Genomic DNA, 17746 nt, shown 5'->3' with positions numbered 1-17746 from the left:
TGTAGGTAATGGATCGCTCATAGTCGTCTTCCCAGGGCTCGACATCGCGCTGCTCAAGCTGGCCGACTATGTCATCAACGGCCTGCCAGAGCGCTGCGATCAACACCAGCAGAACGACCAGCATTATCAAGCGACCGATTAGTCTCATGGCCTCACCTCCGCATGCAGCCATTGTGCTCTGGTGTCGATAAAGCGACGAATAACGGCTTCTTCGGGCCGGCCATCGCCGGGCACGGTAACGGTAGCTGTGGATAGCGGGCTGATATTTTTTACCGCCGCTATAGTAGCGGGTTGTTCAGGGGCCAGCAGGACCAGATAGCTTTGCAGTGACTCGGTGTCCGGCCAGAGTTCGGTTTTATACCCAGCAAAGCGCTGCTGCAACGTGGCCAGAGCCTGGATGTTCTGCGACTGCTCGAACGCATTGAGCAGTTGCCTGATGCTGTTCAGTGTTGCCGAACCGACGCGGGTAAAGCGGTATTCGCTCAAGGCCGCTGCGACATCCTGCTCTTTAACCGGGATATTCAGCGCGAGGATCTGCTGATACAGCACCGAATTTTCTTCCAGAGTACGGAAGCTCTCGCGGATACTGCGTGGTAGCCATATTTCGGCGTAATGTGCTGAGGGCACAAAGCGGGTGAATAGCGCTTGCGCCGTATACGTAGGAGACGCCACTTCAAGCAATTCGTCGGCGGCCGGTGCCCCAGCGCGCGCCAGAATTGACTTCAGATAAGTGCGCAGCTGAACAAAGGCGGGCTCCTGCGGAGCGAAGGGTTTGTTCAGTTCATAGAAGCTAAGGCGAACCCGATCAATACGGGTTGCATCTTCGGTGCTGTAACCGCGCACCTGCACCGCAGTCGGGCCCTGTTCTGTGTAGTGGCGCAGGGTGGCCTGATGCACGAGGTTAAACAGCGACAGCGGATTGTTGCGCGACAGCACCCGCGCTGAGCCGTCGGTATTGGCCATGGGGTGCGCACCGCTGACCAGCAGGGCGCGTGATTCCATTTGCTGAAATAATGAGCCGGCGAACTCAAAGGTGCCGGTCTCAAACAACGGCGACGGCGCTTCAATCACGTAGGGGCTCGCTGGGCCAAGCTTAAATACATAAGTGCCCCAGTGGCGGAGGCTGGTTTCCTGTTTATCCAGTTGCTCGCGCAGAATAAAGTATTCCGAGCCGCTGGAAAGGTGCCGGTAAAGAATGATTTGGTAGCCAAGCTGCGCTGCCGACTCCGCGATCTGGCTGATCAGCGGCCGTGATTGCGCCAGCCAGTCAGGTTGCTGGTAGCGTTCAATGACCATAAACAGCGGGCCGAGTACTGCCTGATCAAAGTAAAGCAGTTCGGCCTGCTGAGGAACCACATACTGCTCGGTATTTCTGCCTGCCACCAGGCTTTTGTTTTCCTGTAAAAATGACAGCAGGTAACCGGCTATTTGCTGCTCATTAGCGACAGTCTGCACGCCATTGGTGACTGAGGCTTTGGCCAGAATTGACAGCATGGCTTCCTGGGTCAGGAATAACTCGGCAAAGCCGTAACGCGCCACTTCACGTTGCCGGTTTTGAAAATCAGGTTTGCCAAAAATCACCTCATAATCACTGACCAGCCGCTCAATTAATTGCAGCGATAAGTCGGCCGGTGGCCGATCTTTCACCCACATGGTGGTTTCGGAGCCGCTGACATTGAGCTCGCGTTCAAGGCTTTTTGAGTACTCCCGAACCTGCAGAGCATTATTTACCGACAATGACTGATGAAAGACCTGGAACAGAGTCTGCGAGTTAAAGAGTAACTGGTCGCTGCCATCCCGTGCCCGCTTTGCCCGCGCCGAAGCCACCGCAAGGTAGCGGGCCTGCAGGCGCTCAAATAAGGGCACCATCGCTAATGCCGTCACGCGTTCGTCTACTATGGTCGGGAACTGCAGGGCCAACTCGCCGCTACTGTCTAAATCAAATACAAAAAAGCCCCAGCCTCGCTCTGGTCGGCTATCGCGTAATACGATGTAGCGCGATTGCACCCATAAAGCTTCATAATCAAAATTACTCGCCAGCCCGGCGACGGTATTAAGCTGTGACTCTGACGGTGCGGATGGCAGCGAATCAATCGCTAAAATAGTTTCGCGGAACTGATCGAGAACGATTGGCGAGATGATAACGCCGCGTTTGACAGCTTCTGAGGCATAGCCCATCTGGCGGGTACGCTCGATCACATCGGATAACGGCTGGGAACTGGTCCGAATGGGCTTTTGCTCGGCAACGGGGGCGGCGGCCAGCGGATTAACCGGATTATAAAGGGTCAGTGAAAAACCAATCAGGCTGGCCACCACAGCGGCATAGAGCGAGGTCTGCACTGTGGTTCGGGTTAATTTGATGGCGATATCTTTCTGATACATCTTTAACGCCAGTAGCGTTGCCAGCAGGTAGCCGAAGCCATAGAGATCGGTGATCTTCTGGCCCGGAAACCAACTGATCACGATAAAGCCAAGCACCAGCTTATAGACAAAACTGATATTAAAAAACAGCAGTAGCTGGCGCGCCCCTTCAATATTCTGGTTGCGCACTATCGGTAAGCGGAACAGGGCAATGGCGATAAATAAGATTACGAACGCTTCCACAAAAGTCGTGAATATTTTGATCGGGTTATACCATTGCAGTGCCAGCAGACTGGGAATCAGGATACCGTTAAAGTCCCAACCATAGCGCAGATTTAGCCGCGAGGATAAAAAGGCTGCGGTGATCAGAATAATATAAGCTTTCGGACTCGCCAGGATATTGGTGGCGATGTCTTCATACATGTAACTTAAGGTGCTGATATTAAAGTTGGTCAGCGGGATCAACAGGTAGCTGATGATGGCATAAGTGATTGCCAGATGGACGATTAAGGTCGACAGACCGCGTTTCAGACCACTGTTCCAGAACTGGTTTGCGCTCAGAGCAATAATGACCAGGCCAAAACTATGCAGGTTGCTGCGGAACTCATATTCAACGCCACGCTGCATTAAAAACTCGTCGAGTTCGACCAGCAGGTAAGCATCAAATATCACTCGTACCAGCACACTGACCAGGATCAGAATAAAAAAACGGTCGCGGCCGAAAAACTCACCCAGCCCAAAGCGCACCAGCATGCGGTCAGCAATGGCCCGGGTGAGCAGGTAGGTAATAATACTTTCGACAATGATCACCACCGCAGCAGTCGGCTTAACCAGCAGCAACGGCACGATATAACCCGGCACCACCAGCCCCGATAGCGTGGTGCCAAAACGCAGGTTCAGAAAAGCCACCACTATTACGCCAATCCAGACGGTGGTGACGACCGAACTGGCCAGGCCTCCGGTCGGGAAAATTTCTAATGGGAACCAGCTGTTCATTATGCCATCAACACTCCCTGCTCATTTGCGTCTGCATTCTCATCCGTTGTTCGGTCTGCTGATATCGGCCTCAAACGTCGGCAGGAACAGGCTGATCTCATAACCTTTGCCAAGGCCGGTGGAGATTTCCAGACTGGCGCCCCATTCTTCAATCTGACGGCCCAGATACAGCGTTTGAAACAGCGGGTTGCTTTCGCTGGCCAGCTCGATATTGCTCATTGCCTGGGTGTTTTCCAGCTGCTCCTGCGGCACCCCAAAGCCCTTATTGGCGAAGTGAATTTCGATACGCCGGCAGCTGCCCTGCTTTAAACAGTCACGCATCGTGACCTGAATGACGCCATCGGCGCTATCGGAATCGTTAATCAGCAGGGTCAGGATGGTGTCCAGCAGGTGTTTGAAGGGTTCCACTGACACCAGGGCAAGCACGGGTATTTCAGGCCAGTCGTATTCAAACCGGATATTTTTATCTTTCAGCAGGTCCTGTAACTTCTGTTCGCGCTCAGCAATAAGTTTGGCTGGCTTGACCGGGAATACTTCATTGTTGTGCTGCTGAATTTCCAGCATTTTTTCGACGGAACTGCTGCGTTCCAGCGCTTTTACCAGCACGGTATTAAGCTGCTTGATGAAACCACGGTGCTGTTCGTCGATGACCTGGCCGAGCTCTTTAGTAACCTGGCGCATGGTATTGAAGTCTGCTTCGAGCCGATCAAAATAGTAGCGGTGCAGTTCGCGCCGGCCTTCCACTGCCTGCTGCACCGAATGCACATCGACAAATTCAAACAAAATACCGGCCAGCAAAAAGGGCGATACTTCTTCGTTATGCTGGGTTTCGCGCTCAATGGGCAGAACCCGCAGAATGTAGTCCGATTCAAGTTTGGGGCTGGATATCGGCCACTCGATAACGCGGTGATGCAAGGTAAGCTGCAGCATCATTTTCTTTACGGTAACCGATGGCTCGCCGGTCAGCTCAACCAACAGATCATGGGCGCTCATGGTAAAGAACTTAAGATCCAGCGCGCTGGCGATTTCATCCATCTCGCGATTGGAGGTCAGCACCTGACCGAACAGGTTGTACAGCACCAGCCCCGAGCTACTGCGGCTGAATACATTCTGTAACAGCCCCAGTCGGCGCTCCAGCAGCTCAATAGCGGAATCCAGCTGGCGCTGCTCACGCAAGGCGTAGCTCATCGTCAGCAATTGGCGCAGCGTACGACTTTCTTTTTTGCGTGTCTCGAGAAACTTATCGCGGTGATAAAGCAGCTCCGACAGCTCCCGCGCGAAGCTCTGCAGGTTCTGCTCAAAGACCACCGGATTCCAGCCTGTTTCTGGTTTTATGGTCAGCGCCCAAAAGCCCAGCACGTCGCCAGCAAACATCAAAGGAGCCATGTATTCGACCTCCTGTTCGCTGACGTTTCTGAAGTAATTCGTCGATTTGAGCTGGATCGGCCGCTGCGTGCGCACTGCGGTGCTGTATGGCTCGCGGCGGAAATCCCGGCGGCGCTCTTCGATGTCATCGGTGGTGCAATTCAGCGAGTGAATCGCCACGACCCGGTTATCTTCTTCGACCCGATCCAGCAAAATCGAGCGACTCATATGCAGATGTTGATCAATAAACAAATGCAGGTTCTTCCAGGGATCGTCGGAGTGCATAAAGGAGCCCGGCAGCATGCGCTGGCTCAGACGAGTGTCCAGTTTTGCTGCGCGAGCCGTTAAGATCTGCGTTTCACGGCGGCGTTCGCTCATTAAAAAGTGCAGCAAGGCCACCAACTGAATCAGGAACAACTCGCCAAATGGGAACACCAGATGGAAACCAGCAAAAAGAACATACGCCAGCAATAGGGCGACCAGAAGCTGCGCCCCTTCAAACAGCAAAATTCCATTGCTGTTAAATACCTGAAGTAAAAAGAAGGCAGCAAAATAAGCGACCAGCAAAAATAACGCGATCAGGACCAGCGGAAATGTTTCCAGGTCTAAATTATGAATATAGGTTTCAACCGCCAGAGCCTGCATTTCGGGATAGGTCAGATAGGCGGTTTCCACCGAATCCGGCATGTCGAAGCGTTCATATTGACTGCTGGGACTAACCTGAATAAAGACCAGCTTGTCAGCCACCAGGCTTTTGATGATGCCACCAGCAAGTGCTTGTTCTGCCGTCACTTTTGGCAGCATGCCGGGGCGGATGGAAAAATTGAAGTAGCCCTGGTAGGAGTCGGGCAAAGCTTCACCGGATCTATTGTTGTCAGTAAGCAGAGATAAAATCGAGTTGTCGCTTTGCTCAAGCGTAAATGACCGGGAACTTTGACCAAGCATGATTTCAAAAAGCTTCAAAAAACTGGAATCTTCGTCAATGAAATCCTGGTTCATAGAGAATGCCACATGCACATTGCCGGGCCAGCCCGAAACGTTTTGAATGGTGTTGGTCGAATTATCCAGGATCAGAATATGCTCGGCACCGGCAGCGTTTAAATTTTGTACCAGATAGTTGATGTCGGCGTTAGCGAGATTGGCGCTGCCCCGGTTCTCAATCAGCAGGGTCTTTGGCGAGAAATCCGGTGCTGGCGAAACGTAAAGAAATGAATCAGCCAGCTTCGCATTGAAGATGCCAAGAGGTGTACTCGCCGACAGCATCAGGACAGCCGCCACCGTCATGGCTCCGATAAGTAAATCAGTGATTAAACCCGTTAATCTCACATCAACGTCCCATGGTAAATTTTTTGCACGAACAGGCTTTTGGTCAAGCGCTCGCCAATAGTTAAAGATTTGTATGTTTAGCCATTACTATAGCGTTTTAGATCACTGATACCAATTTATTGTTCGAGCTGGCGTTAATGATTAAGCGATTATCAGCTGAATTCCCAACATTGCCAGAAAAGCCAGAACAATGATGGCCCCCATTTGCTCCGAGGTCAGATCCTCTTTGGCGTCAGGTACTAACTCGGCAAACACCATCCAGATCATGGCCCCGGCTGCCACGCCGAAGCCAAAGGGGAGCACGGGTTCGAAGATAGTGACAAAGGCATAGGAGGGAATCGCCATCAGCGGCTGCGGTAAGCTGCTAACGACTGCCCAAAACGCCGCCCAGGGAACAGATACTCCCCGCGGTACCAGAATTAAAGCGATGGCCAGGCCTTCAGGAATATTATGTACCGCGATAGCCGTGGTAATGAAAACACCCAGGGTTTCGCCACCGCCGTAGGAAACACCGACCCCCACGCCCTCAGCAAAAGAGTGGGCGATCATTACGCCCATAATGAGAAAGGCTTTTTTCGCATCAGCACCTTTTAACTCACGCACATGGGGCGAGCCTTGTCGGTCAATCCAGCGATATGCAATGACAATCAGTACCAAACCCGTCAGCATCCCTGCCATGGTCAGTACAGCGTCTTTATGAAACCCCTCAGACGTCAGGCTATGGCTGGCCGCCAGCATCAGGCCGGCGGCGATCGCCGAACCTATACTAAGCCAATGCTTGTTAAGCTGCCGGGTTAGCAATAAAGGGATGGCACCCAGCCCGGTTGCCAGCGCGGTAATAAGCGCTGCAATAAATACGCTAAAAAGATTGACCTCCAGACTCATAGTGACTCCTGCTAAAAATGAATACCCTCATAGTAGTAAAGAAAAAAACAAATGCGGTATTGCGAATCATTCGCATTTGCGATAATATCTGCGCCCATCAATTCGTAACCAGCAAAATGAAAGGGTGCACACCGTGAAAGCATTATCAGCGATCGCTTTGGGAATGGCAGCTACCGGAATTTCCATTACAGTAGCTCACGCTGCTGATCCACAAACCTATGAAGTCATGGAGCGGCTGCAGATCACCGGTCAGCAGCAAAGCGGCTATCTGATTGAAGAGCAGGAATCGGCCTCTAAGCTCGACATTACCATTAAAGAAACGCCGCAGATGGTGACTGTGATCACCAGCGAAGAGCTGAAAGATTTTGCATTGCACGATTTGAACAGTGCGCTGGAAAACTCCGCGACTATCAACGTTGAGCAAGTTGAAACCGACCGCACGTATTTCTCGTCACGGGGTTTTGAACTGAACAACTTCCAGGTTGATGGCCTGGGCCTGCCACTGATTAACAGCAACACCCACGGCCGCATGGATGCCGCTCTTTATGACCGCATTGAAGTGGTGCACGGAGCCAATGGCGTTATGACCGGTGTCGGTAGCCCGGCAGCAACGGTTAACCTGATCCGCAAGCGGCCAACGTCAGATTTTCGTGGCTCAGTAAATGCCACTGTCAGCTCCTGGAGCGGTACGCGCCTGGAAGGTGATGTATCCGGCGCCTTTAACGATTCACTGCGCGGCCGCTTAGTGGTTGTTGGTGATGAAGGCGAATCCTATCTGGATCGCTATGAGAACCAGACTCAGGTGGTTTACGGCGTGATCGATTACGCGCCGACAAACAACACCCTGATCACCCTTGGCCACAGCGAGCACGACAGCGAAGCGGACGGCAACATGTGGGGCGCGGTTACCCTCTACTACGGCGATGGCACCCCGACTAACTTCGACCGCTCGACGAATATTGCGGCTGACTGGTCTGAATGGAACGTTCAGGAAAGCCGTAGCTTTGTTGATATCGAAACCGCGTTAAGCGCGCACTGGAACCTGCGGATAGCCTATAACCGCGTGCGCACTGATGAAGACAGCTTCTTGTTCTACACCTATCTGCCGGACCCTGCCGCAGGCCTGGACCCCCAGACCGGACTGGGTCTGGTGGGCTATGCCAGCGAGTATGATCTGGATGATAAACAAGACACGATCGACGCTTATGTCAGTGGTAGCTTTGCTGCCTTTGGCGCGCGCCATGAACTGGTATTCGGTGCCAACTATGCGCGCCTGGACTACACCGATAAGTCACTTTATGACTTTCATACCGGCAACGGATTTCCGGCAATGCCAGCTTTGCCTGACTGGAACGGTAACACGCCATTCCCGGAGTTCACCGATGGCCTGAGCGGCAGTGAAATTGATAACACCCAACGGGCAGTTTACGCCCAGGCGCGGTTCTCAGTTAATGCTGACACGAAGGTGCTGGTGGGTGGCCGTTACAATGAATTCACCACCGATGGTATTGGTTATGGCGTGGATCAGAGCCGTGATGACGCCCAGTTTATCCCGTACTTCGGCGTAACCTACGACATCAGCGATGCGACGACTGTGTATGCGTCGTACACCGAAACCTTCATGGCACAGAACCAGCGTGACGCGAATTTCGAACGTCTGCCACCCCTGACCGGGACCAACGCTGAAGTGGGTGTGAAAATGGAACTGTTCGAAGGCGCCATGTTGTCTGCGGCTTACTTCGACACCGAGCAAAAAGACCTGGCCGTTGCGGATGGTACGGTGATGAACCCGAACACTGGTGTACCCGAAACGGTATACCGCGCAGCAGCGGGTGTAAGCAGCAAAGGCTTTGAAGCTGAGCTGGCAGGCGAAATCGTGAACGGCTTACAAGGTAGCATCGCAGCCACTGTATTTGATGTAGACGGTGATGAAACCGTTGAAGACTACACCCCGGAGAAGTTGTTCCGCGGCTCGGTAACCTACACGCCGGCGACCATGGAAAATCTGAAGTTGGGTATGAGCTATCAGTGGCAGGACAGCATCTCGCGCTTCCAGGGGTTGGTTGGCAGCATGTATGCTAATGCCGGTGAAGCGATCATCACCCGTCAGGATGCCTACGGGCGCCTGAATCTGATGGCGAGCTATCGCTTCAATGATGCACTGAGCCTGAGTCTGAATGCCAATAATGTGACTGATGAGAAATATATTAACAGTCTGCTGTGGCCAACCCAGGGTTTCTATGGCGCCGAGCGGAACTACTCAGCTACCCTAACCTGGTTATTCTAAAAGATAGGTTTTCTGACTGATGCGAAAGACGCTTCATAAATGGCACGGTTGGGCGGGGATCATTTTTATGGTCCCCTTTCTCGTTGTATGCCTGACCGGCAGTATCATTGTTTTCAAAAAAGAAATCGACGCCTGGCTGCTCTCGGATCTGGCTTATATGGAGCCCACCGACCAGCCACGCTTGTCACTGACTGAACTGAACCGGCAGATAAACGCTCAGCTGCCCGATTATGAAATGGGCAGTTGGGAAATCTTCCCCGCCGGCCACGATGAGGCTGATCGCATCTTCGTGATTGAGCGCGGCACGGATGAGTGGTCGAAAAGCTATCTGAACCCCTATACCGGCGAAGTGCTCAGTGCCCCGGCTGAACCCGGTCATTACCTGACCGACTGGTTGGTGGAGCTGCACTACACGTTATTGCTGAACGACATTAAGGGCCTGGACGAGCACTTAGGCCTGATCATCAGCTTTATCCTGGCGCTGTTTTTAGTATTCATGGGCATTTCGGGGCTGATCATTTACCGGCGCTTCTGGGCGCGGCTGTTTACCCTGCGCTGGAACCAGCGGATGCTGATGGTATTCAGTGATCTGCACAAAATGTTCGGTACTTTCGCTTCGCCAGTTTTGCTGATTCTGGGTATTACCGGTGGCTACTACAGTGCGATTATCTACTACGAAGAGTGGAAAGAGCACGGGGACGGCGCTGAACACCACATCATGGCCAAGCGGCTGTATGCGGACGATCTGAATATTGACGCCCTGGTTATTGACAGCCAGCAGCGCATCGACGGCTTTAAGCCAACTTATCTGTTGTATCCGTTTGAGCCGGAGCTGCCGTTCACCGTGTTCGGTCGGGCGCCGACGGAAAACCCACTGCTGAGCAACTACGGCAGCGTGTCGAACTACGATCCTTTCACCGGCGAGTATCTGAGCACTTATAACCTGAACGAGCAGGGCATCGGCGCCAAAACCCTCGACAGCTTCCGGCGCCTGCACTTTGGCACCTGGGGCGGGCTGACCGTCAAAATCATCTGGTGCATCGTGGGCCTCATCCCGCTGCTGCTGGCCATCACCGGCACCTACCTCTGGTACCAGCGCCGCAACAAACGCGTCCGCAAGAACAGGTAAAATAGTCGGGCGCAGTATCTATACCAGTTGCGCCCGGCCTTCCCACCACCTAAACTGAACGCCTCAACAACCGCAGTAAAAAGGTATACACCCTATGAAACTCACCGTAGAAGTCAGTAAGTATCCACTTGCGGACGAGTACCTGGAGCCGATTAAGGGCTTTATTGAAGAGCTCAATAAACATAAGAACGTGCACGTGATCACCAATACGCTGAGTACGCAGTTGTTCGGCGATTACGACGATGTGATGGCGGCATTGCAGGGCTGTATTCGCTGGTCGTTTGAGAAGTATGGCAAGGTTGTCTTTGTCTGTAAGTTCCTGCATGGTGATTTGCGCCCGTAAAATAATAAGGCCTGTATGAGTACGCGATTTCATAAGAAAGTCGGGCGGATGCTGCGGCAGCCGTTCCGCAATAAGATTTTGTCTAAATATGGCAAGGCGGTGCTGGCCGATACCTGGAACGGGTTGCTACTGGTTGAGGCCGGCGATTTTGCCGTTGCCCGAAAGCTGCTGGATAAAGGCGAATATGACCGCCAGGATATCGAGTGGTTGACGAAGAACCTTGGCGGTAGTGCCGGCCACATTGTGGTAGTGGGTGCTCACATCGGCTCACTGCTGATACCACTGTCTAAAATCAGCGAGCGGGTGACCGGCTTTGAAGCCGACCTGACAAACTTTGAACTGGTCAGTCGCAATCTGCTACTAAATCAGGTCACCAACGCTAAGGTGAATAACAAAGCGGTGGGAGCATCAGCGGGTGAAGTGACGGTGCGCCGAAACAGGCTGAACACCGGCAATTCGTCGATATCACTGAAGCCGATTAAAGATCTGCCGACGGTTGATATGGTTACGCTGGATAGCTGGTTAGCTGACGACAAGGATCCTGTCAGTCTCATGGTAATGGATATCGAAGGCCACGAGCTGCACGCTTTAAAAGGCGGCAAAAACACGCTGGAACGAACCGAGATGCTTTACATCGAGTATTCACCGTCGCTGCTAAAAAATCATGATTCGACAGGTGTTGACTTGCTGGAATACATCGGCAGATTCTTCTCCGATATGTATATTCTGCATGGTGGCGTGCAGCATTACTCTGTTAAGGAAGGTATGGAGTTTCTGGCTTCGATATCTGATAAACGTGGCCTGCTGCGAAATTTATTATTCACCAAAAAGCCCCTGCATAGCGCCTGATCCAGCCTGATCAGGCCGCGTCCGTGTTGGGCTCGCCTTAATTTTCAGGCCATTTTTTGCTATACTTGCTTACGAAAAGCACTTATGAAATTGGCACACGAAAGTTAGCTAAGCAAAAGGAGACTTTATGACTAGCCCAACGAATCCGAATGCCCGCAAAAATGAAGAAGGCCTGACCGAAGAAGAGCGTCGCCAGCAACAGGCGAAGCAGGATAAAGAAAACCAGAGCCGTGAAGATCATCGTCGGCCAAACAAGACCCACGATAATCATTCACAGACTGATAAACAGATTGCCCCCGAACAACGCGGGCAAGACTCACAGTAAGCCTACCTTTGAACCATATTTCGCGCATGTTTGACCAGCTCGTCCGGATCTTTAATCCGTTCGGGCTTGGTCACGCCGCTTTTACAGGCGGGCCGTTGACCAACCTGTTCCAGCCAGCGCTGCAGATTGTTAAGGCCCTCCGGGCTAACCCCTGACCACTCCCAGGTGCGTACCCAGCACCAGTTGGCGATATCCGCCAGGCTAAAATTCTCACCCGCCAGATAAGTTGATTCACCGAGCCGCCGATCCAGGACTTCAAACAATCGCCGACATTCATTCTGATAGCGGTCAATGGCTGGCTGAATTTTCTCCGGAAAATACCGGTAAAAGACGTTTGCCTGGCCCATCATGGGGCCGATGGCGCTCATCTGAAACATTAGCCACTGCATCACCTGCGACCGTTCTTGCATATCCGCAGGCCATAGCTTGTTATATTTTTCTGCCAGATAAAGCATGATGGCACCTGACTCAAATACCGCGAAGTCGTTATTATCACGGTCCACAATGACCGGGATCCGACCGTTCGGATTGCGCTTTAAAAACTCCGGCTGTTTCTGCTCGTTCTGGCTGAGGTCAACGGCAATCAGGTTATAGTCCACCCCCATTTCATCCAGGGTCACTGTGACTTTATGGCCGTTGGGGGTCGGTGCTGTGTAAAGATCAATCATATCAGTCCTCCTGCTTTGCTCTGACTAAACACTGGCGGACGAACGCCCTTTAATACGCTGATACCAGTCCGCGAGATGGGGCATTTCGAGTTCAGTTACCCGAATCTGCACCACCCGCGCAAATTCGACGGTGGTGAATGCGTTAATATCTGCGGCGGTGAAGCGGTTACAACAAAGATAGTCGCGGTCGGCCAGCTGGCTGTTCAGAAACTCCATAAAGCTAATAATATTTTTGCGGCACTCTTCGCCCCATTCTGGTATCGGTTTCATGCGATCTTTGAAGTAGCCGGTGGAATGCTGGAAGCACATGCCGGTTGGCATAAAGAAATAAAATTCAATCCAGCGCAGCCATTGCTCAATCAGGGCTTTTTCATATGGTGTATCACCAAGCAGCGTTGGAGTATCCGGGTAGGCCGCTTCAAAGTAGCGGCAGATGGCCATGGTTTCAGCGATGTGGCTACCATCATCCAGTTCCAGTACCGGCACCTTTTTCATCGGGTTGCGCGCGGCAAATTCGGCGGTGCGGTTTTCGCCTTTCAGCAGGTCTATTTCAACGAATTCGACCTGATCCAATAGCTCTTTCTCAGCAAGAAACATCCGCACACGGCGTGGGTTGGGCGCTATAGCCGTTTCATATAATTTCATACAACCTCCCTTTGTTGGGTTTGTGGCTTGTCAGTAGTCTGCTCAGCCTATCATGTTGGGTAATCTGTGCTAGGCTTAAATGCGAACCCTTACTATATGAAGGAGTAACTATGGATATTTTATATACCGCAAAAGTCACTTCTACTGGTGGCCGCGATGGCCGTGCAAAATCTGACGATGGTCTCCTTGACGTTAAACTGGCGCCACCTGGCGCGCTTGGCGGATCCGGCGGTGCGACTAATCCTGAGCAGTTGTTTGCAGCAGGTTTTTCAGCATGCTTTCTGGGCGCGATGAAGCATGTGGCCAAGGAAGAAAAGATTAAGATCCCTGGTGACGCCCGCGTCCAGGCGAAAGTCGGTATTGGCAAGCAAGATCCCGGTTTCGCGATTACGGCGACCCTGGATATTTATGTGCCGGGCATGGACGATGAAACGGCAGATAAGCTAGTCGAAAAAGCCGATAAGGTATGCCCTTATGCTACCGCTATTCGGGGCAATGTGGATGTTAAACTGAATATCCATACTGACAGTTAGGCGAACTGTCATCATCATGACGCTGCGAGCTGATACACTAAACTGAACCACTGGTTTATGGGTATGTATGAGTCAGCATCAGACATTCGTTCGCAGCACCTCATTACCCGGCGCCATATTACTTGGCCTGGGTTCTATTATCGGAACCGGCGCTTTTGTCAGCGTCGGTTTTGGCGTTGAATTAGCCGGAAACTGGATTATCTGGGCTATCCTGATCGCCGCATTTGTTGCCACCTGCAACGGGCTTTCCAGCGCCCAGTTGGCCGCCATTCATCCGGTGAGCGGCGGGACCTACGAATACGGCTATGAATTTCTCACTCACGATTTAGGCTTCACTGCGGGCTGGCTCTTTATTTTAGCGAAAAGCGCCTCGGCAGCCACTGCTGCTTTGGCGGTCGGCTTTGCTATTACCGGCTGGTTTGGCGGGCCGGGCTGGCTGGCGCAGCTGATTGGCGGCATGGTGTTGCTGCTTCTGACCTTACTGGTACTTGGTGGTTTGCGTCGCTCCAATCAGGCCAATGCGGTGCTGGTAGGGCTGGCGATTCTGGGTTTACTGGTTTTTATTGGCTACAGCTTCAGCACTCCGGCGCCAGGCCAGCTGCAGATGCCCATCCCACAGGGAGAGCCTGGTGGGCTGTTCGCGGCAGCAGCGCTGTTGTTTGTGGCTTATACCGGCTATGGCCGCATCGCGACCATCGGTGAGGAAGTGCAAAATCCGCGGCAGATCATACCGCGCGCTATTGTCGTTACCATGCTAGTTGTGACATTGCTGTATCTGGCGATTGGCTGGGCGTTGCTGCAGTACCCGGGCTTTGCCGGCAGTGAGGATTTTGTGCTGGCGAACCTTGTCGACGCAGCCCATCAGGCGGGGCTGACCCGTTGGGTGGTCACCCTGGCTGCACTGATTGCTATGTGCGGCGTGATTCTTAACTTGCTGTTAGGGGTGTCGAGGGTGATACTGGCTATGGCCCGCCGCAATGATCTGCCCAGAGGGCTGGCTCTGCTAAATCCGGAACGCACTTCAGCTCCTGCTGCTGTATGGCTGACCTTTGCGGTGATGGCGGCACTGGTTGCGATAGGTGATCTGCGCCTGGCCTGGTCGTTCAGCGCCTTTACTGTATTGATTTATTACTCTATAACTAATAGTGCAGCACTGCGGGTTTTACCGGGCCAACGCTTTATCCCTCGCTGGATTTCCGTTACGGGCCTGCTCAGTTGCCTCGGATTGGCCTTTTTCTTGGATTTGACCGTAGTGATTACAGGAGTTGCACTCATTCTTTTAGGGCTAATTTGGCACAGGAACCGCTATCGCCCGCATTAAGCTGGGGCATATATGCCGACAGAAATGTTCGACCTAATAGTTACCGACATTATTTTTGTTGCTCTGCTCGTCGCTGTTATTTTTGTGGGTATAAGTTGGTTTCGCAGTCACCGCGCCCGCCGGCGGTTAGAGCGCCTGCTTGATGCTAAATACAAAGCCCTTAGCACTATTGTCACTGGCCGATCGATGGATGATCAGCTAACTGAAATCTGTGCCCTGATTGAATCCCAGATTAAAGGTTCCTTTTGTACTATCATGCGGGTCGATCGCGAGCGTTGCGTACTCGATGCGGTCGCCGTCAGGAGCCTGCCAAAATCCTTCCAGGACGCCCTCCAGGGCTTCCCACTCAGCAAATGTGCCGGCGCCTGTGGGCCTGCAGCGGTAACCGGAGCACCCGTGATTGTGCCGGACATGAGAGCCGATGAGCGGTTTGATGATTATCAGGCGCTGGCGGCAGAGCACCGGCTGCGAGCCTGCTGGTCGTTTCCCTTCTTTGCCGCGAATACTGGTGAAGTGATAGGTACCTTTGCCGTTTACTTTCGCCGGAAGCGTTCGCCGACCGGGAATGAGCGTTTGTTGATTGAGCGTAGTCGCGATTTAGTCTCGCTGATGGTGGAACAGAATGCAGCGCGTGCCCGCCGCAAGCGCAGCGAACAACATCACCGGTCACTATTTACCTACAATCCGGACCCTGTGTATACCCTCAGTTTGGACGGCCATTTTCTTAGTATGAACGCCGCTGGCGGCATGCTAATTGGCCTTGATGAGGCCAGCCTGATTGGGCAGCACTATGAAATGGTGGTGTCTGAAGACGACCGTGAACTGACCCGGAAGCATTTTGAGGCAGCGAAGGCAGGCAAGCCCCAGTCTTATGAAATTACTATTATTACCGCTAGTGATGAGCAACGCCGGATCGAAGTAACCAACACCCCAATTTATATTGATGGCAAGGTCACTGGTGTGCACGGTATAGTTAAAGATGTCACCCAGCAGCGTGAGAATGAAAAACAGCTGAAGTTACTGGAACGGAGCGTTGAGGCCAGTGTCAATGGCGTCCTGATATGCGATGCCAGTAAGCCTTATTTCCCGATTATTTATGCAAATCCGGCTTTTACCGATATTACGGGCTTTACCGAAGAAGAAGTGCTCGGTAAACCCTGCAATATGATCCAGGGTGAAGAAACCGATCCGGACACCGTAGCAGAAATTCGCGAGGCCCTGGACAACCGGCGTGAAATCCGCACCGTGATTCGTAACTACCGTAAGGACGGCACGCCGTTCTGGAACGAATTAAGAATTTCGCCGGTAAGCGGAAGCAGCAATGAGGTAACCCATTTTGTTGGATTGCAGACGGATATCAGTGAGCGCGTAGAGCGGGAGAACGCACTGGCGTATCATGCCACCCATGACGTATTGACCGGGTTGCCGAATCGCACGGCGCTTGAGCAAGGGCTTGAAAAGGCCATGGCCGCAACCGATAACGAATTGGACTATCAGGTTTATGTCCTCTTTATCGATTTAGATGGCTTTAAGCCAATCAATGACAGCCTCGGCCACGGCTTAGGTGATGAAATTCTGGTCGAGACCGCCAACCGGCTGCGTGCTGCTTTACCCAAAGCCGAATTGTTAACCCGCTTCGGTGGCGATGAATTTGTTGCGGTGGTAAGCCATCTGGATCATCGGGAGAAGGTGTTGGGCTTGGTCGATCAGCTGCTTGAGCAGTTTCATAAACCCTTCGTTGTTGAGGATTTTGAAGTATCCCTGTCCGCAACCATGGGCATTGCCGACAGTGGCTTGCCATTTCACCGGCCGATGGAGTTAATTCAGCGCGCTGACGTAGCCATGTATGAGGCCAAGCACCGTGGTGGCGGTTCTTGTCAGTGGTTTTCACATGCTATGGATGAAGGCATGCAACAGCAGGTTGAGATGCGCGCTTATTTGCATGAGGCCATCAGCCTGGAGCAATTTGAACTGTTTTACCAGCCGATTATTAATCAGTCGCAAGAAGTGGTTGCAGTTGAAGCGCTGATTCGCTGGAATCACCCCGAGCGGGGCTTTATTTCACCAGCCGAATTTATCCCGCTGGCTGAGCGAAGCGGTCAGATTATTGCGATCAGTGAGTGGGTTCTGCGCCAGGCCTGTCAGGACCGGGCGCGACTGAATGAGCTTGGCATACCTACCATTTCTGTCAATTTTTCGCCGATCCAGTTTTATCGTGAAGACTTCATCGAAAAAATTACTGCGGCGGTAGCGGCGTATTCAATTGAGCCGGGGCAAATCGTGGTTGAGATCACCGAAAACGTGTTGATGCGCGATAGCGATCAGGTTCAACAGCAGCTCAGGCAACTGCAGGCGATCGGCTTTAGCATCGCAATAGATGACTTTGGTACCGGCTTTGCCAGTTTGAGTTATCTGGGTAGCTTGCCGGTCGATATCCTGAAAATTGACCGCAGTTTTGTGCAGCATATCGACAGCAATAAGCGCAATGCAGCGATAGCCCGGGGGGTGCTGGCCATGGCTTCAGAGCTGGGTATAAAAACCGTGGCGGAAGGGGTAGAAACCGCCGCTGAGTATGAGTATTTGCTTGAACATGATTGCAAGCTGATGCAGGGGTTCAGGTTTTGCCGGCCTCAGCCTATAAATAAACTGGCCGAGTGGATGAAGACGCAAAAAAAAGTGGCCCGTAAAGAGCCACTTTAATATGTTGTCCAGG

13 protein-coding genes are annotated in these 17746 nt (G+C 52.5%); 8 read left to right on the top strand and 5 right to left on the bottom strand.

Going from position 1 to position 17746, the window contains the following annotated elements:
* Nucleotides 1–144 precede the first annotated feature (144 nt).
* The 3 genes from R3196_RS03195 to R3196_RS03185 form a co-directional block, all read right to left on the bottom strand.
* Nucleotides 145–3357, bottom strand: coding sequence for a poly-gamma-glutamate biosynthesis protein PgsC/CapC (locus tag R3196_RS03195; protein WP_318935202.1), 3213 nt, complete (start codon nt 3355–3357; stop codon nt 145–147).
* Between the two features lie 39 nt (nt 3358–3396).
* A complete protein-coding gene (locus R3196_RS03190) occupies nt 3397–6048 on the bottom strand; it encodes a hypothetical protein (protein WP_318935201.1) in 2652 nt (883 codons plus the stop codon).
* A 141-nt stretch (nt 6049–6189) separates the two neighbouring features.
* Complete coding sequence (locus R3196_RS03185) at nt 6190–6933, bottom strand: ZIP family metal transporter (RefSeq protein ID WP_318935200.1); 744 nt, start codon at nt 6931–6933, stop codon at nt 6190–6192.
* A gap of 133 nt (nt 6934–7066) precedes the next feature.
* On the opposite strand from R3196_RS03185, the gene R3196_RS03180 reads away from it, so the two are divergent.
* From R3196_RS03180 to R3196_RS03160, 5 genes are all read left to right on the top strand, one after another.
* Complete coding sequence (locus R3196_RS03180; RefSeq protein ID WP_318935199.1) at nt 7067–9220, top strand: TonB-dependent siderophore receptor; 2154 nt, start codon at nt 7067–7069, stop codon at nt 9218–9220.
* A gap of 19 nt (nt 9221–9239) precedes the next feature.
* Nucleotides 9240–10349: a PepSY-associated TM helix domain-containing protein gene (locus R3196_RS03175; RefSeq protein ID WP_318935198.1), complete on the top strand. Its 1110-nt coding sequence runs from the start codon at nt 9240–9242 to the stop codon at nt 10347–10349.
* A gap of 94 nt (nt 10350–10443) precedes the next feature.
* On the top strand, nt 10444–10692 hold the full coding sequence (locus R3196_RS03170) for a YkoF family thiamine/hydroxymethylpyrimidine-binding protein (RefSeq protein ID WP_318935197.1): 249 nt from the start codon (nt 10444–10446) through the stop codon (nt 10690–10692).
* A gap of 15 nt (nt 10693–10707) precedes the next feature.
* Nucleotides 10708–11541: an FkbM family methyltransferase gene (locus R3196_RS03165; protein WP_318935196.1), complete on the top strand. Its 834-nt coding sequence runs from the start codon at nt 10708–10710 to the stop codon at nt 11539–11541.
* 127 nt (nt 11542–11668) lie between these two features.
* Nucleotides 11669–11866: a hypothetical protein gene (locus tag R3196_RS03160; RefSeq protein ID WP_318935195.1), complete on the top strand. Its 198-nt coding sequence runs from the start codon at nt 11669–11671 to the stop codon at nt 11864–11866.
* Between the two features lie 2 nt (nt 11867–11868).
* Here R3196_RS03160 and R3196_RS03155 read toward each other — a convergent pair whose 3' ends face one another.
* A complete protein-coding gene (locus tag R3196_RS03155; RefSeq protein ID WP_318935194.1) occupies nt 11869–12534 on the bottom strand; it encodes a glutathione S-transferase family protein in 666 nt (221 codons plus the stop codon).
* Between the two features lie 24 nt (nt 12535–12558).
* A complete protein-coding gene (locus R3196_RS03150) occupies nt 12559–13179 on the bottom strand; it encodes a glutathione S-transferase family protein (RefSeq protein ID WP_318935193.1) in 621 nt (206 codons plus the stop codon).
* Nucleotides 13180–13289: 110 nt separating this feature from the next.
* On the opposite strand from R3196_RS03150, the gene R3196_RS03145 reads away from it, so the two are divergent.
* From R3196_RS03145 to R3196_RS03135, 3 genes are all read left to right on the top strand, one after another.
* Nucleotides 13290–13712 carry an organic hydroperoxide resistance protein gene (locus R3196_RS03145; protein ID WP_318935192.1) on the top strand — a complete coding sequence of 141 codons (423 nt, stop codon included), beginning with the start codon at nt 13290–13292 and terminating at the stop codon, nt 13710–13712.
* Between the two features lie 67 nt (nt 13713–13779).
* Complete coding sequence (locus tag R3196_RS03140) at nt 13780–15033, top strand: APC family permease (protein WP_318935191.1); 1254 nt, start codon at nt 13780–13782, stop codon at nt 15031–15033.
* Nucleotides 15034–15057: 24 nt separating this feature from the next.
* Nucleotides 15058–17733 carry an EAL domain-containing protein gene (locus tag R3196_RS03135; protein WP_318935190.1) on the top strand — a complete coding sequence of 892 codons (2676 nt, stop codon included), beginning with the start codon at nt 15058–15060 and terminating at the stop codon, nt 17731–17733.
* Nucleotides 17734–17746 lie beyond the last annotated feature (13 nt).

The sequence above is a fragment of the Pseudidiomarina sp. genome (assembly GCF_033722695.1).
Taxonomy (GTDB): Bacteria; Pseudomonadota; Gammaproteobacteria; order Enterobacterales; family Alteromonadaceae; genus Pseudidiomarina.
This window is presented reverse-complemented; position numbering and strand designations above follow the sequence as displayed.

Excerpts from the sequence above, each read along its gene's own strand:
- R3196_RS03140 (WP_318935191.1), top strand. The coding sequence starts at position 13,780 with ATGAGTCAGCATCAGACATTCGTTCGCAGCACCTCATTACCCGGCGCC.
- R3196_RS03165 (WP_318935196.1), top strand. The coding sequence starts at position 10,708 with ATGAGTACGCGATTTCATAAGAAAGTCGGGCGGATGCTGCGGCAGCCG.
- R3196_RS03195 (WP_318935202.1), bottom strand. The coding sequence starts at position 3,357 with ATGAACAGCTGGTTCCCATTAGAAATTTTCCCGACCGGAGGCCTGGCC.
- R3196_RS03170 (WP_318935197.1), top strand. The coding sequence starts at position 10,444 with ATGAAACTCACCGTAGAAGTCAGTAAGTATCCACTTGCGGACGAGTAC.
- R3196_RS03175 (WP_318935198.1), top strand. The coding sequence starts at position 9,240 with ATGCGAAAGACGCTTCATAAATGGCACGGTTGGGCGGGGATCATTTTT.
- R3196_RS03135 (WP_318935190.1), top strand. The coding sequence starts at position 15,058 with ATGTTCGACCTAATAGTTACCGACATTATTTTTGTTGCTCTGCTCGTC.
- R3196_RS03145 (WP_318935192.1), top strand. The coding sequence starts at position 13,290 with ATGGATATTTTATATACCGCAAAAGTCACTTCTACTGGTGGCCGCGAT.
- R3196_RS03150 (WP_318935193.1), bottom strand. The coding sequence starts at position 13,179 with ATGAAATTATATGAAACGGCTATAGCGCCCAACCCACGCCGTGTGCGG.
- R3196_RS03155 (WP_318935194.1), bottom strand. The coding sequence starts at position 12,534 with ATGATTGATCTTTACACAGCACCGACCCCCAACGGCCATAAAGTCACA.
- R3196_RS03160 (WP_318935195.1), top strand. The coding sequence starts at position 11,669 with ATGACTAGCCCAACGAATCCGAATGCCCGCAAAAATGAAGAAGGCCTG.
- R3196_RS03185 (WP_318935200.1), bottom strand. The coding sequence starts at position 6,933 with ATGAGTCTGGAGGTCAATCTTTTTAGCGTATTTATTGCAGCGCTTATT.